Raw genomic sequence first — 17,690 nt, 5'->3', positions numbered from 1 at the left:
CCCGTCCGAGCGAGCCCTGCCCAGGCCCCCGCCCTCGGCCCCACCCGCGCCCCCTCACCCGGACCGCCCCTCCACCCGCCGCGCGAATCCCGCCGCCCCCGCCGCCCCGACCGACAGCAGACCGCACATCACCCACACCACCACGTACCCGGCCTCGCTCGGTGATCCATGGTCGCCGGAGGACGACGAGACGCCCTCCGACGCCGGCGTCGCCAGGATCACGGCGATGGCCGCGCCGGCGATCGCCCCGCCCAGCGTCTTGACGTTGTTGTACAGGGCCGTGGTGACGCCCGTGCGGGACGGCGCGCTCGCCTCCGCGATCACCGTGGGCATCGCGCCGAGCGCCACACCCATCCCGAGTCCCGCGAGCACCTTCGCCGCCACGAGCTGCCAGATCTCCGCGTGGAAGGCCGCGGTGGTGAGGAAGCTCGTGCCGATCAGCGCGAACGACGCGACGAGCGTCGGACGGTACCCCAGGCGCCCGGCGATCCTCGCGGTCAGCGTGGAGCCGAGGACCGCCACCACTCCCGCGGGCAGGGCGACCAGCGAGATGGACAGGGCCGAGAGTTCGAACCCGTAGCCGGTGCGTTCGGGGTCCGCGGCCAGGAAGGTGGCGTCCGGCGCCAGACTGCCGAAGTAGACGACACCGAAGGCGACCGCGCACAGGAAGTACGGCGCCACGCGGCGGTCACCGAGCGCCCGCAGGTCGACCAGCGGCTCGGCGACACGCAGCTCCCGGACCGCCCACCCCGTGCCCACCAGCAGCGCGAGGAGCACCGGGATGAGCACCGCTCCGGAAAGCAAGACACCACCCTTCGCCGCGGAGATCCCGGTGAGCAGCAGAAGCATGGCCACGCTCAGCAGGCCCACGCCCGGCCAGTCGAGCCGCCCGCCGGGCACCTGCCTGGACTCCGGGATCGCGAGGAACGAGACCGGGATGCACAGCAGCGCCAGGACGGCCGGGATGAGCAGGGTGATCCGTACGTCACCGGTCGCCCGGTGGGCCAGGCCCATCAGCACCCCGCCGAGCAGGGTCCCGAGGGTGAGTGCCCCGACCAGGCGGGCGATGGCACTGCGGGCCTGCTCCACGGAGAGCCGATCGCGGACGAGCGCGATCTCGAGGGGCAGCAGCGCGGCGAGCGGCCCGAGCAGCACGCGCCCCACGAGGAGCACGGGCAGCGAGGGAGCGAGGGCCACGAGCAGGGAGCCGACGGCGATGCACACGAGCGAGACGCGCAGCATCAGCCGGTGCCCGTACAGGTCGCCGAGCCGGCCGAAGGCGGGCACGGACACGGCGGCGGCGAGCAGTTGGGCGGAGATCACCCAGTTGAGATCGGCGTCGGCCATGCCCAGTTCGGCGCCGATGGCCGGCAGCAGCGGGGCGATGCCGCCCTGGAGGAAGCCGCTGGTCACTTCGAAGAGGACGAGCAGCCCGACGACCGCGCCGACCGAGCCGACGGGCGGGGCGCCGGTGGCCGCGGACGCTGACGTGCGGGGGTCGGTCTTGCTCATGAGGGCTCCTCGGCGGCGAACTGGAGGCGGATGGCGGCGAGTTCGGCGAGGAGCACGGCGGCGTCCACGACCGCGCGGTCGTCGTAGACCGCCTGGGCGGAGTGGTTCATGGGGGCCGTCATCGGGTCGCGGCCGGGCGGGCAGGCGCCGAGGCCGACGTAGGCGCCGGGCACCTCGCGCAGGATGTACGAGAAGTCCTCGGAGCCGGCCATCGGGCGGGGCGTCTCGAAGACCTGCCCGGCCCCGAACAGGGCCCCGGCGGTGCGCAGGGCGAAGGCGGCCTCGGCGGGATCGTTGACGGTGACCGGGTAGTTCTCCCGGTAGTCGATGTCGACCGTCACGCCGTGCGCGTCGGCGACTCCGCGCACGGTCCGCTCGAATCCGGACCGCACGCGCGCGTGGGCCTCGTCGGAGAACGACCGTACGGTGGCGACGAATTCGGCGTCCTCGGGGATGACGTTGCCCGCGGATCCGGCGTGCAGCGAGCCCACGGTGACCACGGCCGGGTCGAAGATGTCGACGCTGCGCGTGACCATCGTCTGGAGCGCCGTGACCATCTCGCACACGGCGGGCACCGGGTCCTTGGCCGCGTGCGGCGAGGAGCCGTGGCCGCCGGCGCCGGTGACCCGGACGGTCACCTCGTCGGAGGCCGCGAGGACCGGCCCCGGCCGTACGGTGGCGACGCCCGCGGGCAGCAGCGCGGAGGTGACGTGGAGGGCGTACGCGGCGACGACCCGCGCCCCCGCCGCGTCGAGCACGCCCTCCTCGATCATCAACCGGGCGCCGCCCATGCCCTCCTCGCCGGGCTGGAACATGAAGACCACGTCGCCCGGCAGCTCCTCGCGCCGGGCGGCGAGCAGCCGCGCCGCACCGACCAGGGCGGCGGTGTGCAGGTCATGACCACAGGCGTGCATCCTGCCGGGGACCTTGGAGGCGTACGGCACCCCGCTGTCTTCCTGGACGGGCAGCGCGTCCATGTCACCGCGCAGCAGGACGGCGGGACCGGGCCGGCCGCCGCGCAGTACGGCGGTGACGGAGGTGAGCCGCTTCCCGAGGCTGATCTCCAGCGGCAGACCGGCCAGGGCGTCGAGCACCGCCTGCTGGGTACGGGGCAGCTCCAGTCCCAGCTCCGGCTGCCGGTGCAGGGCATGGCGCAGCCGGACGAGGGAGTCTTCGAGGACGAGGGCGTCGGCACGTTCGAACATGGCTGGTATGGTGCCGATCCGATCGATAGGGTTGATGATGATGCCGGAATCTGCCGAATCTGATTGATCATTTGCAGGAAATGACCAAAAGATCGCCCTCTCGGCGTGCTGGAAGAAGGTGGCCCGTGCTCGACGAACTCGACCATCTCCTCGTCACCGCGCTCCAGATCGCGCCACGCGCCGACTGGAGCACCCTCGGCGAGGTCCTGGACATCGACGCCTCTACGGCGGCCCGGCACTGGGCCCGGCTGACGAAGGCGGGGCACGCCTGGATCGGCGTCCACCAGTCCGTGCAGGCGATCGTCCCCGGCAGCCCCCTTCTCGTTGCCTTCATCGAGGTCGACTGCTCCGCCGGCCGGCTGCACGAGGTGGCCGCCCGTATCGCCGAGGACACCCATGTGTTCAACCTCGAACACGTCAGCGGCAGCCGCGATCTCCTGGTGACCGCCGTCTTCACGGACCATGCGGAACTCGCCCGGTACGTGGGCTTCCGGCTGGGCGCCCTCGACGGGGTGGCCGCATCCCGCACCCAGGTCGCCACCACACTCCACACCGAGGGCAGCCGCTGGCGGCTCGACCGTCTCACCGAGGAGCAGCGCCGCAAGCTCGCACCCGCGACCACCGACCGGCTGCCCAACCGCACGGTCCCCGAACGCGACCTGGAACTCGTCCGCGTGCTGAGCGAGGACCCGCGCCAGCCCGTCGCCCGGCTCGCCGAACGCACCGGTCTGAGCCCCACCACCGTCCGTCGCCGCCTCGACCGGCTCGACGCCGAGCAGGCGCTCGCCTACCGCTGCGAAGTGGCGCGGTCGCTGTCGGGCTGGCCGGTCTCCGTCTCGTACTGGGCCGCCGCCCCGCAGAGCCGGGCCGCACACCTGGCCAAGAGCATCAGCACCATCCGCGAGATCAGGCTCTGCGCATCACTCTCGGGCCCGCACAACCTGCTCCTGGCCGCGTGGCTCCGCTCGGTCGACGACATCGCCGCCTTCGAGTCCCAGCTCACCGACCGCCACCCGGAACTCGTGGTGGCCGACCGGGCCGTCACCCTGTGGCCGATGAAACTGGCCGGCCACCTTCTCGATCCCCAGGGCCGCCACCTCCGCGCGGTCCCCCTCGGCCGCTGGCACGACCCGCGGTCGGACACCGCCGAAGCCGACCTCCTGGCGCGCCTCCGCACGCCATCGGTCCAGTGAGCCGACGCGTTCGCCCAAGTGGCGGTGTGGCATCGCTCCGGCGGCTTCAGGTGAGCACCAACCACCGTCGGCCGTCGACGAGTTCCGGTGTGGCATCGAGATGTCCGGCGTGGCAGGCGGTCTCGGTGATGACGTGCAGCAGCACGTCCCGAACGGTGTGCAAGTGCGGTGCGCCGAAGAGGTGGTGGGGCCACCAGACCAGCGGGGCGTCCGCGTCCGCGGCGGCCACGGCGGCGTTCGCGAGGCCGGCCTCGGCGCGGTACCGGTCGAGCACCTCGGTGTGGGGTACGTCGGCGGCCGCCTGGTCACTGCGCGATCTCCCAGATGTGCCCGCCCGGATCCTTGAAACTGGCCGTTCGTATGCCCCAGGGGCGGTCCATCGGACCGTTCAGCAACGTCACGCCGCGGCTGGTCAGTTCCTCGTACATCGCGTCCACGTCGTCCACGGGGAGGGTGAACGCGGGAACCGGCGTCCGGCCTCCGCACCGGCTCCCCGAAGGCTTCCCGCCGGCCTCCCGAGGGCTCGCGGGCTCGGCTCGGTGAAATGGGGTGGCCCAGGACGGCCCCGGCGTCAAGAATCGCCGGATGCGTGAAGTGAAGCTGTCCGACGGGATCGTCACCCTCTCCCCGCTGCGCCCGGACGACGTGGAGCCGCATCTCGCGGGGGAGGACGAGCTGCTCGTTCGCTGGCTCAGCGGCGGGCCCAGCACACGGGAGGGCGCCGAAGCGTACTTCCGGCACTGCCGGGAGCAGTGGGACACCGCGGGACCCCTCCGCGCGTTCGGCATCCGGGTGGGCTCCGACGAGGTGCTCGCGGGCACGATCGACCTGCGGTTCGCAGGAGCAGGTCTGGAGCCCGGCCAGGTGAACGTCGCCTACGGCCTCTATCCGCCCTGGCGGGGGCGCGGCCTGGCCACCCGCGCCGTCTTGTTGGCGTTCCCGTACGTGGCGAGTGAGGGCGGGGCGGAGGCCGTGATCAAGGTGGAGCCCGGGAACCCCGCCTCTGCCGCGGTCGCGCAGCGGGCGGGATTCACCCCCGGCGGATCGGCGTACGACAAGGACGGCACACTCTACGACCGGTACGTCCGCACCTGCACACGGCCGCCCGGTGATTGACCAACTGCCGTGGGAGAGCGCCTAGTCGCCCCCGCCACCCCCACCGTCGCCGCCTCCGCCGTCGCTTCCACCGGAATCGCCGCCGTCACCGCCGTCACCGCCGTCGGAACCCCAACCGTCGCTGCCGCCGGGCTCGTTGTCCTCGCTTCCGCTGCCGAGGTTGCTGAACCAGGGACGGTCCCAGTCGGCGTCGACGGCGATCGGTTCACCGTCGTGCACCGGGTGTCGCTGGGCCCGGAACCGCGCCCGGCCCGTGGTGTCCCCGAGCCCGAAGGCGACGGCGCACACGTGCGCCATGACGGCGTCCAGCGGGTCGGAGCTCTCGTACCGCACCGGGGCGAGCGGCAGCAGGACCGTGGCGGGGTCGAGCGTCGGCCGGCGCGGGGGACGGGTCAGAAGGGCGACGCGCCGCTCGTCGCGCAGGAGCCACGAGCTGACGGCGTTCTCCCGCCGCAGCACCCACTGCTGCCCGGGCAGGCGCACCTCCACCGAACTCCTGGACTTGCGCAGCTTCTTCCTGAGCGCGAGCTGCGCCGTGACGTCGCCGACGGTCAGACGCAGACCCTGGGACGGATCCGCAGAGCCGAGCCGGAAGCCGTGCGGCGCCCGGATCCGGACGACGGGAGCGTGCGGCCCCCACACGTCCACACGCACCAGACGCCGGTCCACACAGACGGCTATCGGCCCGGCGGGCCCCGGCGCGAAACGCCGGGCCATCCACAGCGGTACGCCCTCGGCGCGGGCCCGCGCCGCCAGGGCGGCGACCTGATCCGGTCCGCCGCACTGCCGTACGGCCAACTCGCCCAGACGGTCGGCGAATTCGGCGGCATGGCGCACCCTCACCGGGGCGGCGGTCCCGGTGACGCGTGTCACCGGGACGACGCCGGGCCCGTTCGCCAGCCGCTCCCGTGGACGTTCCGCCCCGCCGCCCCCGAGCCAGCGGCCCCGCAGGAACGCCTCGGCCATGGCGGCGAGGTTCAGCTCGCCCAGCGGCGTGGTCCTGCCGCCCTGGCGCAGACCGGCCTCGGTCAGCTCCACGGTCCGCGCCAGCGGGTTCCACGACCGTTCGCTGTAGAGCACCTGGCTCACGACAACCCCCGTAGTACGTCTCCTACTTGAGCTACTTGCTGATGGCGAAGCGCATGAGGGCGTGCTCGTCGCCCTGCTTGATCTTCCCCGTCGTGTTGATCACTTCGAGCTTCCAGGCGCCGCCGACCCGTATCGCCTTGGCCACGGCGCAGCCGTTGTCCTGGGTGAGCAGACTGGGCCAGATGTCGGCGACCTGCTGGGTGGTGCCGCCGGTCGCGTCGTACACCTTGAAGCTGATGTTGCGCGCCTTCTGGAAGGAACTGCCCTTCTTGAAGGCGGCGGCGACGAACACGATCGACGTGATGTTGGACGGGACCCGGCCGAACTCGACCGTGACGGTCTCGTCGTCACCGTCCCCGCGCCCGGTCTGGTTGTCACCGCTGTGCACCAGGGAGCCGTTGCCCATGGGGTCCAGCGAGTCGAGCCCGGCCAGACGCACGGGGTCCGTGCCCTGCATGGCGATGGCGATCAGATCGAGGTCCGTCCCCGCCTTACGGCGCAGGAAGCCCATGGCACCCCCACTGGCGCCGGCCGTGGGGTCCCAGGACACCCCGATGGACAGGTGGGTCACTCCATCCAGGTCCGCCGGACCGTCTTCCTTCGTGAGCGTGATCATGCGTGGACCATCCTTCTGCCGGTGCGATTACTACAGGCAGAGTCTGCCTGGCGCCTTCTTGGTTCCCTGCGACGGGGCCCTGTAGCGTGCGGGCCCGTACGTGCCGGACCTGCATACGGGGAGAATCTCGGCCCCCTGGGCATGTGGTCGATCCAGTACAGGTCATACGTTGCGGCGAGCGGGCGTGTCATCGCCGTGGGCCCGGGCGTCCTATGGCAGTTGGGCACGAGCTTCGCAGAGGCGCTGACCTACGTGGTGGATGGCGACGGCGGCGCCGACCGCGCCGAGCGGGCAGCGTGGCTGTACTCCTAGTCCAAGGTCGCATCAAGGGCCCATACCGTGGACAGGTGGTTCCGGGATACCGCTGAACGACCAAGCAGGGGGCGCAACATGTCCGAGCGGACACCGACCTGGCAGGAACTCCTGGACACCGCCGTCGAGCAGCGGACGCCGACGGCGTTCCGCGCGGCACTGGACCGTTTCCGTGACGACGGGTTCACGTACGACCGGCTGGTCGTCGTCGCCAACGGGATAGTCGAGAGCAGGGAGTTCCCCGGTTTCGAGGGTGTGGGACGCGGTCCGTCCGAGGACGCGTGGGTCAACGCCCTCACGATGAAAGGCCGGAAGGCGCGTCGGCTGCCCGACTGGAAGTACGTGGAGCTCCTGGTCGTGGCGTACTGCAAGCACCATGGCCTCAGCGGGGAGGCGCAAGACGGCTTGGTCGTCCGCTGGGCGGACGGCTACACCGTCTGCGGCGGTCAGCCGCGGTCGAAGTATCGCCGCTCGGCCGCGACCGTGGTGACGCGGCGCAGGCGTGTCCCGTACGTCGTGGGCACGGTCGTGGTGGCGCTGGCGGCGAGTTCGGCGTACGTCTTCTGGGAGCGGGACCCGGAATCGCCCCTGTCCGTGGACGACGTGTCCTCGCTTGGATTGAGCAAGGGGGACTACGTCTTCCCGTCCACCATGAAGTTGTCGTCCTCCCAGGTGGAAGAGCTGAAGAACGAGGACTATGGGGACGGCTTGAAATTCGATGACTGGTTCCGTCAGAACGAGGGGGTGCCGTCCCATTTCCGAACCATCACTCTCACCGTCAGCGGACGCAGTGAGAAACAACTCCGCATCACGAACATCGACCTGCTCAAGGAGGACTGCACCCCGCCCCTGACCGGCACGCTGTTCCTCAACGGCGGCACCAATGGCGGCGAGGAAAAGACGAGGACTCTGTTCTTCAACCTGGACGACCGGCTTCCCGAGCCAACTGACGAGAACGGCGAACCCTATTTCGCGAGAAAGAGCATCACCCTGAAAAAGGGGGAGAGCGAGACGATCGCGGCTTTCGTCAGTGCCAATGAGCGTTCCTGCGGTTTCACGTTCCGGTTCACCGTCGTGGTCCCGGGCCGTGATCCGGTGAAACTGGAGATCGACGACGACGGAGAGCTGTTCCGGCTGACCGCTCCCGCGAACGGACTGGGAGAACACCCCTACGACCGTTATCGGGTCATGTATGTGGGAGGCGTGGCGGCCCCGGTCGGCGTCGGCCTGGTCCCGGCCGATCCCTCGACCTACGACGGGAACCCGCAGTCGCTCGTCTCTCCTTGACGGCCCCCTCCGGTGGTAACAACTGTTACCATCCGGGTATGGCGAAGACACAGCTAGGCGCACGCGTGGACGAGGACGTGGCGGAACTCGCGAAGAAGCGTGCCGCTGACCTGGGACTGAGCATCGGGGACTATCTCGCCCGGCTCGTGCAGGACGACGCCAGCGGGCTGCGCGCCCGCGCGCTGGACGCGGCTTCGCGCTTCCTGGCCGAGCATCAGTCGGTCTTCGATGACGCCGAGGACGCCCAGCAGGCGTCCGGGGGAGCGCGCGCGGCTTGATGAACCTGCACATCGACGTTCCCTGGATCCTTCAGGTCGCCGAGGCCGCCGGAGCGGACGACCCGGCCCCCGACGACTACGGGGTGCCGGTCTCCGCGGTCGCCCGCCACCGCGCCGAACTCTTCGAGCAGCCTGTCTACGACGGTCCCTACGCCAAGGCCGCCGCCCTGGTGCACACGCTGGGACGATGCCGTTGGCTGGAGCGCTCCAACCTCGCTGTGGCCGCGGCCACCGGCGTGATGTATCTCGAGGCGGCCGGCGTCACGGTCAAACCCACCCGCGAGGACGCCGTCGCCCTCAAGGACGTGCTCCTGGACCCGGCCTGCACTGCGGTGAAGATCGCCGCTGTGCTGAGGGCCTGGCCCACCGCTACGTGAAGCAGCTCGGCAGCCCGCCTCCCCGTGGGGAAGTCACTAACCGAGGAATACGTCTATCCCGACGTCGCATGTCCCCGGCTCACCGGTCCCTCCACTAGGCAGTCACGTGCCTGTTCGAGGGGAAACGAGCGAGGCCAACCCGTTCAGCACCGCCGCCCGAGCAGGCTCGGCATGGGTGTCCTGAACGACGCTCTGCCACCACTGGGGACCGTCCTCCACGCATCGCAGCAAAACACCCTCGCGCACAGCCCAGGGGCAGACGGTCACCGTGCGTAGTCCCATGAGCTTCATGGCGGTGTGAGCCACCACCGCCCCGGCCAGGCTCTGCGCCGCGCGCGGCACGGAGATGCCGGGAAGCTGGGCCCGTTCGGCTGCCGGTAGGGCGGACAGGGTGGTGATCGTCCTGCGCAGGTCGTCGCGGTGGATGCGCCGCTGAATGAACGGGCCTCGTCGCCCGGGGGCACAACCGCACAGCCGGGCCAGTTGCTGGAAGGTGCGGGAGGTGACGACCGTGGAGCGGGGGTTCTCCCAGCGGATGCGGTCCGCGGCGTCGCGCAGTTGATGGCGTGCGCGGCGGCGCACCGCCTTCACCGCCTCCGCCGTGGGCGGGTCGGGCTCGGTGAGGAACTGCCGGGTCAGCCGGTTCGCGCCGAGCGGGAGGGACACGGCGAACTCGGGGACACTGCCCTGACCGTACGCCACCTCCAGCGAACCGCCTCCGATGTCGAGCAACGCCAAGGGGCCCGCGCGCCACCCCATCCAGCGGCGTGCGGCCAGGAAGGTCAACTCGGCCTCCACCTGACCGGGCAGGGTGCAAAGCTGGACCCCGCTGCCCTCGCGCACAGCACGCAGTACCTCCTCGCGGTTTGGTGCCCGGCGCACCACGGCGGTCGCGAACGCCAGCGGCTCGGCCGCCCCCACTCCCGCGCCGTACGGACCGCCCCGGTCACTGCTTCGACGAGCTGCGCGGTGGCGTCCGGGCCGAGGGATCCGTCGGCACCGACCTGCTCGGAGAGCCGTAGCTTCCACTTGACCGTGTGGACCGGCAGCGGCACACCGGCTTCCATGTCCGCGACCGCCAGCCGCACCGTGTTCGACCCTGCGTCCACCACGCTCACCCGCATGTACTCCGGGTACCCCGCGGCGGACATCCCAGCGGGGGAGGGCGGGCCGATCTGCCTCCGCGGTCCGAATGCTGTCCGTCCGGTGGTGCCAGGTGGTGCCCGGCAGGGAGAGTGAGGAGGATGGCCCTGTGGCCCCGGTACCGAACGACCCTGATGAGACGAACGACGACAGCGCGCGCATCGTCGAACTGGAAGAGGAAGTCGAGCAGCTCAAAGCGGCCGTCTCCTCGCACGCCGTCGTGGATCAGGCGATCGGGATGATGGTCGCGCTCGGCCGGGTGTCCCCGGACCAGGGCTGGGACGTGCTCAAAGAGGTCTCCCAGCACACCAACATCAAGCTGCGCAACGTGGCCGAGCTCATCCTCATCTGGGGCCGCGAAGGCGAGATCCCCGCGGACATCCGGACCGAGCTGGAAGACGCACTCGACCGTCACGGCCCCACCCAGATCCCGGGAAGCCCGTCGGAGTGACCTGCTGGCGAGCCTTCTCGTTCAGTCGGCGCGTTGCAGCACGGGCGGGGTCCACTCACCCGTGAGGGCAGGCTCCCGGGGCCAGTACAGGCGCAGGAAGACGTTGAAGCAGCCCGCGGGGGCCGGTAGCCAGTTGCTCTCGCGGTCGGGGCCGGGGTTGTCGTGCTGGACGTAGATGTCCAGGGACCCGTCGGGGTTGGTGCGCATGCCGCTGCGGTCGCCGATCGCGTAACGGTTCAGCGGGTTGTCGGCGAAGAACTGGTGCTCGTTCATCATCGTGAGGGACCAGAAGCCGTCGACGGGCGGGGTCCGACCGGCGTCGAAATGGAGCACGTAGGCGTGGGCACCGTCGAGGGGCCGGCCGTCGGCGTCGGTGGTGGCGTGCGGGTACAGGGCGTCGGCGTCGAGGTTGGCTCCGTATCCGAACCGGGTGATGACCGCGCGCTTGGCGTAGTCGGTGCCGTAAGCCCCCAGGCCCCGGTGCACGGTCCAGCCACCGGCGTTCGCGGCCTCCGCCCGGGCGAGCAGGTCGCGCAGGGTGTCCGGGCCGCGCCGCGCGCCCGCGTCCAGGGCGGCGAGCTCCTCGGCGGACAGGCCGTCCAGGCTCCCGCCGGGCGCGATGCCGAGTGTGGCGAGACGGCCCAGGAACGGTGCGTCGGCGGGGTCGGGAGGGTTGTCGACCATCATCTGGTTGAGCAGGGCGAAGTAGTCGCGGCCGCTGAGCGCGTGGACCTGGTCGACCGGCGAGGTCGTCGTGTCGGCTCCGCTGGGGGCGGGGACGTCGGTGGGCGGGGAGTAGTCGTCGGGGTCGCCGGTCCACTCCGACAGTGGGATCAGCCGCGTGGCGTCCTGGAGCCGGTTGACGGCCCGGAAGTCGGACGGGCCGCTGGTCGCGTACCGGGCGATGATCCAGTTCACGGCGGTGGGCGACTTCAGCAGGGTCAGGCCGGGCGGAGTCTCGCCTGACCAGGACGGCCCGGCGATCAGGAACGGTCCCGCGGACGGGCCGTTCTTGCGCCGGCCGACGACGTCGCAGACGTTCGACCAGGCGTCCAGGATGGGGACCATCCAGAACCGGTCACCGAACTCGGGCAGGGACAGCACCAGGGGCTCGTCGGACAGATCGAGCCAGGCACTGGAGTACAGGGTGTCGGCGTTCGGCGAGACGACCTCGGTGAACGAGGCGTCCGGGGTGGAGCGCAGGTAGCAGAACTGGTTGACCGGAGCTTTCCGACGCCCGTCGTCCCGGGCCGGGACCGCCGTCATCGAGCGCTTCGTCACGGCCGCCGTGACCAGCGGATACCCGTAGAGCCACGCCTCCGTGATCTGCTTCTCCAACGCCTCGTCCGTCATCAGCTTCTCCCAGGTGCCACCGCGATCCGCATCCGGCCCGACGCTACGAGCGTCACCCGCCAACCGCGCGGCGAGTCCGCCGAACGGGTGGCGGGGGAGTGGTCTGCGCCGAGGTCTTGCCTCGTCGAAGCGACGTACGGGTTCATGGATGCGGTTGTGGAGAAGCTGACCGCACGCCGGGGCTGGTGGCGCTGGACAGGAAGGCCACCCCCGATCAAGGACACGGACGCCCGACCCCCTTCGATGCCCTTGCCGACGGTGGGGCCAGTGCGTGATGGTGGCGGACCCGGCCTGCTACCGGGCCGTGTACCCGCCGTCCACGGGCAGCGCGACGCCCGTGACATAGCCCGCGCCGTCGCTGCACAGCCACAGGACGGCCTGGGCGACTTCGTCGGCGGTGCCGAGTCGGTCGATGGCCTGGCCCGCTTCGGCCTGGCTGCGGTCCAGTTCCCCGCTCTCGACCATGGCGTCGACCATCGGGGTGCTGATCGTGCCGGGACAGACGGCGTTGATACGGACACCGCGGGTGCCGTACTCGAGGGCGGCGCTCTTGGTCAGGCCGATCACCCCGTGCTTGGTGGCGTGGTAGGCGGCGCGCCCGGGGTTGCCGACCAGGCCGCCCAGGGAGGAGCAGTTGACGATGGCCCCGCTGCCCCGGGCGCGCATGTGGCGCAGTTCGTGCTTCATGCTCGCCCAGACGCCGCGAAGATTGACGGCCTGCACACGGTCGAACTGCTCGGCGCTCTCGTCGGCGGCGTCGGTGGACGGGGGCATGATGCCGGCGTTGTTGAAGGCCATGTCGAGGCGCTCGAACGTCTCCACGGTACGGTCGACGGCTGCGGCGACCTGCTCCTCGTGGGAGACGTCGCAGACCAGCGCGAGGACCCGGCGGCCGTCGTCGGCGAGCTGTTTCGCGGCGGCGTTGACGGCGTTCTCGTCGGTGTCGGCGAGTGCGACGGCGGCTCCCGAGACGGCGAAGGCGCGGGCGGTGGCCAGACCCATGCCGGAGCCCGCACCGGTGACGAAGGCGACCTGCCCCGTGAAGTCGTAGGCGGGGTTCATGACGGGTGCTCCCAACGAAGGTATGCGGGCGGGGTGTTCAGCGGGAGATCGTCTTCCTGTACGAGGGTGTGGGGGGCGAAGTCAGGAGACTGCCTCGATGGTGATCCGGTCGGCCGTGGACAGCACACCGGCGTCGGCGTCGATGCGGCCGAGGACCAGCAGGTCGGAGGACGCGGAAGGGCCGTCCTTGTAGAAGACGGCGAGGTTGCCCCACGGGGCGTAGTAGGCGAGGTCCCCGGTCTTCGGCGCTTGGGGTTCGGGAGCGTCCTCGGTGGTCAGCTTCCTCGGCGGGTCGGCGATCCGCTCGGTCCCGTGGAAGTCCTCCAGGCGCAGGGTGAGCGGGAGCAGGGATGCCAGGTCACGGGCGGCGGGACTGTCGTTCAGGGACGCGTCGACGGACCGGCCGTCGATGGTGACGCGGATGTCCATCGGAGTGCTCCTGACCGATTCGGACGAGGGCGCCGGCGCCGGAGTCCGCGGCGGCCGGGACGATGACGCGGGGGACGGCGCCTGCTCGCTGGGTGAGTCGCCGGAACAGGCGGTCGAAGCCAGCAGGAGCACGCCGGTGGTGGCGGTTGCGGTGGTGGCGGCGCTCAGGGCTCTGCGAAGGGTGAAGGTCATGGGGCGCCGTTCCGCAGGTCGGGTATGGGATCGGGGTACAGGCGGAAGCTCTGAACGGTTCCTCCTCGTACGGCTGGGGGCCGGCGGGTCAGGGGGTGAGGAGGGTCTTGATGGCGCGGCGCTCGTCCATGGCCCTGTAGCCCTCGGCCACCTGGTCGAGGGGGAGGGTGAGGTCGAAGACCTTGCCCGGGTCGATCGCGCCGGTGAGGACACGGTCGACGAGGTCGGGCAGGTAGCGGCGTACGGGGGCGGGGCCGCCGCGCAGGCCGACGTGGGAGAAGAACAGCTCCTGCCCGTCGATCGCGACCCCGTGCGGGACGCCGACGAAGCCGACGCTGCCACCGGGGCGGGCCGACCGGAGGGCCTGGCTCATGGACTGGGCGGTGCCGACGCACTCCAGGACGCTGTCCGCGCCGATCCCGCCGGTCATCTCTTTGATCCGGGCGACACCTTCCTCGCCGCGCTCGGCGACGATGTCCGTGGCCCCGAACTCGCGGGCGAGCTTCTGCCGGGACGCGTGGCGGGACATGGCGATGATCCGCTCCGCCCCCAGTTCCCTGGCGGCGATCACCGCACACAGACCGACCGCACCGTCGCCGACGACGACGGCGGTGGAACCGGGTCCGACCCCGGCGGCGTCGGCGGCCCACCAGCCGGTGCCCATCACGTCCGAGACGGCCAGCAGACCCGGCCAGAACCGTTCGTCCGGCACGCCGTCGGTGGCGACGAGCGTGCCCTGGGCGTTCGGGATGCGGACGAAATCCGCCTGGCAGGTGGACATGAACTCACGGTTCACACAGCTCGACTGGAACCCGTGCCGGCAGTTCGCACACGTGTTGTCGGAGGTGGCGAACGAGCCGATGACGAACTGGCCCGGCTGCACCGCGGTGACCTCGGACCCGACCTCCTCCACGAAGCCGACGTACTCGTGGCCCATGGGACGGGCCTGATCGGTCGGCTCCGCACCGCGGTACGGCCACAGGTCCGACCCGCACACACAGGTCACCGCCGTGCGGATGATCGCGTCGGTGGGCTTGAGGATCTTCGGGTCCTCCAGAGTCTCGAAGCGGATGTCGCCGGGAGCGTGAAGCACTGCGCCGCGCATGAGAGGTTCCTTTGCGTACCGGATTCGGGATATGGGATTCGGGATACGAGATACGGCCCCGGACCACGAACGGCGGACCACCGGAGCCGGCTGTGAAACTCGGTCTCCGCCGTCCCTGTGGCCCCTGTGACCCTCGTGGCCCGAGGGAGAAGTACTGCGCCTTCCAGACAACCCGCTCGACACGCGCGCGGCGAGTCACTGACAAGGGGTGTACCGGCAGTACATCCCTACAGCCGCGTCCGGGACGTACCGTCGAAGGCATGGACAACCGTGAGGAGGTCCGCGAGTTCCTCACCTCGCGGCGCGCGAAGATCACCCCGGACCGGGCCGGACTGCCCTCCGGATCCCGCCGCCGGGTGCCGGGCCTGCGCCGCAGCGAGGTCGCCGCCCTCGCCGACATGAGCGTCGAGTACTACGCCAAGCTGGAGCGCGGCAACCTCGCCGGCGTCTCCCCGGCCGTCCTCGAAGCCCTCGCTCGCGCGCTACAGCTCGACGACGCCGAACGCGCCCACCTGCTGAACCTGGCCCGGGCCGCCGACGGCTCGGACGTCCTCACCCGCCCCCGCCGTCGTACCACCACCCGGCAGTGGACACCCCACCGCAGCCTGCAATGGACCCTGGACGCGATCACCGCCGGACCGGCGTTCGTCCGCAACGGCCGGATGGACGTCCTCGCCGCCAACCAGCTCTTCCGCGCCTTCTACACCGACCTCTACGCCACACCCGGCAACCGGCGGAACCTGGCGCGCTTCACCTTCCTCGACCCCGCCTCCCGCCGCTTCTACCCGGACTGGGACGCCTTCGCCGACATCACCGTCGCCATCGTGCGTGCGGAAGCCGGCCGTGACCCCCACGACAAGGACCTGCACGATCTCGTCGGAGAGCTGTCCACCCGCAGCGACGCCTTCCGCACCCGGTGGGGTGCGCACGACGTCCGCCACCACGGCACCGGCACCAAACACTTCCACCACCACGCCGTCGGCGACCTCACCCTGGCCTACGAGGGCCTGGAGATGGCTGCCGCGCCCGGTCTCACGCTCACCATCTACACCGCCGAACCCGGCTCACCCTCCGAACAGGGACTGCGCCTCCTCTCCACCTGGGCCGCCACCGAGGAAGCCGAACCGGACACGGAAGAACGATCTGCGACCATCTGAACGCCGCTCATCGCCAGGTGCCCCCGGTGCGCTGCGCCAGTGCTTCGCACAAGGTGGTGCGTGAGGCTCATCGACGGCGCCGCTGCCTTCGCTCCTCTGATCCACTCAAGCCGCGCCCGGGTATCCGAACGGGAAGGTGTTCGCCGACCTGCTCAACCCGGGACCGAGCAGTCCAGGATCCGTCCGTCCAACGTCCCGACGACCAGGCGTCGTTGATCCGCCCGGTACGCCGCGGACACCGGCGTCACCGCGTGGCCGTGCGCGCGCAAGGTGTGCCGGGCTCGCACCTCACCCGTAACCGCGTCCAGGATCTCCACCTCACCGTTGAGATACACGACGTACACCCTCCGCTCGTCGCCGTCGAGATCGGCGAGCGGCTTGTCGGTGAGGTGCACCCAACGTGCCTGCCCGTCCGGGAGTTGGCGGCTCGCGACGTACGTGCCCTCGCGGGAGTCCAGATAGGTGGCGCCCGGTTCGTACGACCGTCCCGCGTGGACGAGGCTGTCACTCAGCTCGACGGCGGGGCCGTACCAGGGCTGGATGGCGGACGTCGGATCCCAGCGCAGAGGGAACAAGGCCCGTACGGTGGCGGGGCCGTGGGCGCCGGGAGGGTCGATCGCGTGGATCCAGGGTGAGTCGTCGTCCGGGCCGCGGCCGCCGTCCACGTACAGCAGTCGGTCGCTGTGCTTGACGCGCAGCGCGGGGGAGTTGGAGCGGCTGGGGGAGAGGTCGAGGCGCGCGGCCTCCTGGTGCGTGGGGGCGAGGAGCAGCGCGGGGTGTGCGTCGCGCCCCTGCGGACGTACGGCGAGCCAGCCGTCGGCCGTGGCGTGCAGCGCGGGGGCCGACGGCACGTCCATGGTATCCACCACGTCGCCGCCCGCCGTGGATACCCGCTGCACGGCGATCGCACGGTCGACCAGGCGCCCCGTTCCCTCGTCGCGCCGGTGCCCTTGATACGTCACCCACGCCGACTCGCCGTCAGGGGCGGCCTCGACCCGTACGCTCCCCTTCCCGTCCGCGGGAAGAGCCCACGTCGGTGTGCCCGACGGATCCCAGCACTCCAGGTCCGTGTGCAGGCCGGTGGCGAGCACCCGGCCGTCGGCCAGCACCGCCAGGTCCCGCACCTCCGCGCGCCGCCGCCAACGCCCCTCCGTCAGCCGCGCGAGGGTGTCCTCCACCCGTGGGTCGTAGAGGAGCCCGCTCTCGACCATCGGATGGCGGGTGTCGTCGGGGTCGACCAGTCCGGCCGGAGCGGACAGCCAGTCGTCCGCCGCCACGGCCAGCTCGAAGCCCTTGCGGAAACCGCCGTCCTTGTCCTCCGGGGAGAGCAGCATCGCGAGCCTGCCGTCGTCCTCCAGCCAGCGCAGATGACGCACTTGGCGGCTCTTGCAGAGCAGGTTCGTCACCTGCCCGGTCTCCAGGTGCAGCAGGAGCAACTCCCCCTGGAAGTCCCACGATCCGTCGTAACGGCCGGTGCCGACGGCGACGAGCGGCAGCTCGGGGTGCGGTTCGACGGCACATACGGGGTACCGGGAGGCGACGACATGGCGCGGACGGAGCGTGCCGGCCTCGTACACGCCGATCCGATGACCGAGCCATTGCCCCGTACCGCGCCACATGACATGTCCGAGGTCACCGGCCGCGATGACACAGCCATGACGCGCGTCGGCCATCGCCCACACGGGCCGGCCGATCTCGGCGAAGGGCTGGTCTCCGAGTATCCGGCGGACGGTCAGCTCATCCGGCACGCTGTTCTCCCCCCAAATGGCGCACAGTCTGCCAGGTCCAGCAGGGCCCAGATGGGTGCCAGTGT

The 17,690-nt window shown here is 71.0% G+C and carries 18 protein-coding genes and 1 pseudogene; 7 read left to right on the top strand and 12 right to left on the bottom strand.

Annotation, left to right across the window (positions count from 1 at the left end):
* Positions 1–54: 54 nt before the first annotated feature.
* On the bottom strand, positions 55–1,512 hold the full coding sequence (locus tag G6W55_RS27655; RefSeq protein WP_175523515.1) for an MFS transporter: 1,458 nt from the start codon (positions 1,510–1,512) through the stop codon (positions 55–57).
* A complete protein-coding gene (locus G6W55_RS27650; RefSeq protein WP_175523514.1) occupies positions 1,509–2,717 on the bottom strand; it encodes a M20 family metallopeptidase in 1,209 nt (402 codons plus the stop codon). The genes G6W55_RS27655 and G6W55_RS27650 overlap by 4 nt, the downstream gene beginning before the upstream one ends.
* Before the next feature lie 125 nt (positions 2,718–2,842).
* On the opposite strand from G6W55_RS27650, the gene G6W55_RS27645 reads away from it, so the two are divergent.
* Positions 2,843–3,910, top strand: coding sequence for an Lrp/AsnC family transcriptional regulator (locus tag G6W55_RS27645; RefSeq protein ID WP_175523513.1), 1,068 nt, complete (start codon positions 2,843–2,845; stop codon positions 3,908–3,910).
* A gap of 46 nt (positions 3,911–3,956) precedes the next feature.
* Here the strand turns inward: G6W55_RS27645 and G6W55_RS27640 are convergent, their stop codons facing one another.
* Together G6W55_RS27640 and G6W55_RS27635 are read right to left on the bottom strand one after the other, a co-directional pair.
* Entirely contained in the window at positions 3,957–4,184 is a 228-nt protein-coding gene (locus G6W55_RS27640) for a DUF664 domain-containing protein (RefSeq protein ID WP_375372478.1), read from the bottom strand.
* Between the two features lie 31 nt (positions 4,185–4,215).
* A complete protein-coding gene (locus G6W55_RS27635) occupies positions 4,216–4,530 on the bottom strand; it encodes a VOC family protein (RefSeq protein ID WP_175523512.1) in 315 nt (104 codons plus the stop codon).
* Here G6W55_RS27635 and G6W55_RS27630 point away from each other — a divergent pair.
* A complete protein-coding gene (locus G6W55_RS27630; RefSeq protein WP_175523511.1) occupies positions 4,496–5,026 on the top strand; it encodes a GNAT family N-acetyltransferase in 531 nt (176 codons plus the stop codon). The two genes, G6W55_RS27635 and G6W55_RS27630, sit on opposite strands and share 35 nt — an antisense overlap.
* Before the next feature lie 21 nt (positions 5,027–5,047).
* On the opposite strand, the gene G6W55_RS27625 is transcribed toward G6W55_RS27630, so the two are convergent.
* Together G6W55_RS27625 and G6W55_RS27620 are read right to left on the bottom strand one after the other, a co-directional pair.
* On the bottom strand, positions 5,048–6,115 hold the full coding sequence (locus G6W55_RS27625; RefSeq protein ID WP_175523510.1) for a hypothetical protein: 1,068 nt from the start codon (positions 6,113–6,115) through the stop codon (positions 5,048–5,050).
* 31 nt (positions 6,116–6,146) lie between these two features.
* Entirely contained in the window at positions 6,147–6,731 is a 585-nt protein-coding gene (locus G6W55_RS27620) for a TerD family protein (protein ID WP_175523509.1), read from the bottom strand.
* 390 nt (positions 6,732–7,121) lie between these two features.
* Here G6W55_RS27620 and G6W55_RS27615 point away from each other — a divergent pair, with 390 nt between their 5' ends.
* The 3 genes from G6W55_RS27615 to G6W55_RS27605 are packed head-to-tail and all read left to right on the top strand — an operon-like array spanning position 7,122 to position 8,985.
* Complete coding sequence (locus tag G6W55_RS27615; RefSeq protein ID WP_175523508.1) at positions 7,122–8,330, top strand: hypothetical protein; 1,209 nt, start codon at positions 7,122–7,124, stop codon at positions 8,328–8,330.
* 38 nt (positions 8,331–8,368) lie between these two features.
* Positions 8,369–8,608: a hypothetical protein gene (locus G6W55_RS27610; protein ID WP_175523507.1), complete on the top strand. Its 240-nt coding sequence runs from the start codon at positions 8,369–8,371 to the stop codon at positions 8,606–8,608.
* On the top strand, positions 8,608–8,985 hold the full coding sequence (locus G6W55_RS27605) for a fic family toxin-antitoxin system, toxin component (protein WP_175523506.1): 378 nt from the start codon (positions 8,608–8,610) through the stop codon (positions 8,983–8,985). Before G6W55_RS27610 ends, G6W55_RS27605 begins: the two co-directional genes overlap by 1 nt.
* Before the next feature lie 102 nt (positions 8,986–9,087).
* On the opposite strand, the pseudogene G6W55_RS27600 reads toward G6W55_RS27605, so the two are convergent.
* Positions 9,088–10,109 (bottom strand): annotated as a pseudogene (locus tag G6W55_RS27600) (Ppx/GppA family phosphatase).
* A 128-nt stretch (positions 10,110–10,237) separates the two neighbouring features.
* On the opposite strand from G6W55_RS27600, the gene G6W55_RS27595 reads away from it, so the two are divergent.
* Complete coding sequence (locus G6W55_RS27595) at positions 10,238–10,579, top strand: ANTAR domain-containing protein (protein WP_309243829.1); 342 nt, start codon at positions 10,238–10,240, stop codon at positions 10,577–10,579.
* A 21-nt stretch (positions 10,580–10,600) separates the two neighbouring features.
* Here G6W55_RS27595 and G6W55_RS27590 read toward each other — a convergent pair whose 3' ends face one another.
* The 4 genes from G6W55_RS27590 to G6W55_RS27575 form a co-directional block, all read right to left on the bottom strand.
* Positions 10,601–11,932, bottom strand: coding sequence for a DUF1254 domain-containing protein (locus G6W55_RS27590; RefSeq protein ID WP_175523504.1), 1,332 nt, complete (start codon positions 11,930–11,932; stop codon positions 10,601–10,603).
* A gap of 294 nt (positions 11,933–12,226) precedes the next feature.
* Complete coding sequence (locus G6W55_RS27585; protein ID WP_175523503.1) at positions 12,227–12,994, bottom strand: SDR family NAD(P)-dependent oxidoreductase; 768 nt, start codon at positions 12,992–12,994, stop codon at positions 12,227–12,229.
* 81 nt (positions 12,995–13,075) lie between these two features.
* The gene (locus G6W55_RS39465) at positions 13,076–13,423 is read right to left on the bottom strand and encodes a cyclophilin-like fold protein (RefSeq protein WP_309243828.1); all 348 of its coding nucleotides are present in this window, start codon (positions 13,421–13,423) and stop codon (positions 13,076–13,078) included.
* Positions 13,424–13,703: 280 nt separating this feature from the next.
* Entirely contained in the window at positions 13,704–14,720 is a 1,017-nt protein-coding gene (locus tag G6W55_RS27575) for a zinc-dependent alcohol dehydrogenase family protein (RefSeq protein ID WP_175523501.1), read from the bottom strand.
* 260 nt (positions 14,721–14,980) lie between these two features.
* On the opposite strand from G6W55_RS27575, the gene G6W55_RS27570 reads away from it, so the two are divergent.
* Complete coding sequence (locus G6W55_RS27570; RefSeq protein ID WP_175523500.1) at positions 14,981–15,877, top strand: helix-turn-helix transcriptional regulator; 897 nt, start codon at positions 14,981–14,983, stop codon at positions 15,875–15,877.
* A gap of 152 nt (positions 15,878–16,029) precedes the next feature.
* Here G6W55_RS27570 and G6W55_RS27565 read toward each other — a convergent pair whose 3' ends face one another.
* Positions 16,030–17,625 (bottom strand): hypothetical protein, encoded by a 1,596-nt coding sequence (locus G6W55_RS27565; RefSeq protein WP_175523499.1) that lies wholly within the window; start codon positions 17,623–17,625, stop codon positions 16,030–16,032.
* Between the last annotated feature and the right edge of the window lie 65 nt (positions 17,626–17,690).

This window comes from Streptomyces sp. CAI-85 (assembly GCF_013363615.1).
GTDB lineage: Bacteria > Actinomycetota > Actinomycetes > Streptomycetales > Streptomycetaceae > Streptomyces > Streptomyces antibioticus_B.
Note: the sequence above shows the minus strand (reverse complement) of the source record. Positions and strands in the feature narration are given on the sequence as shown.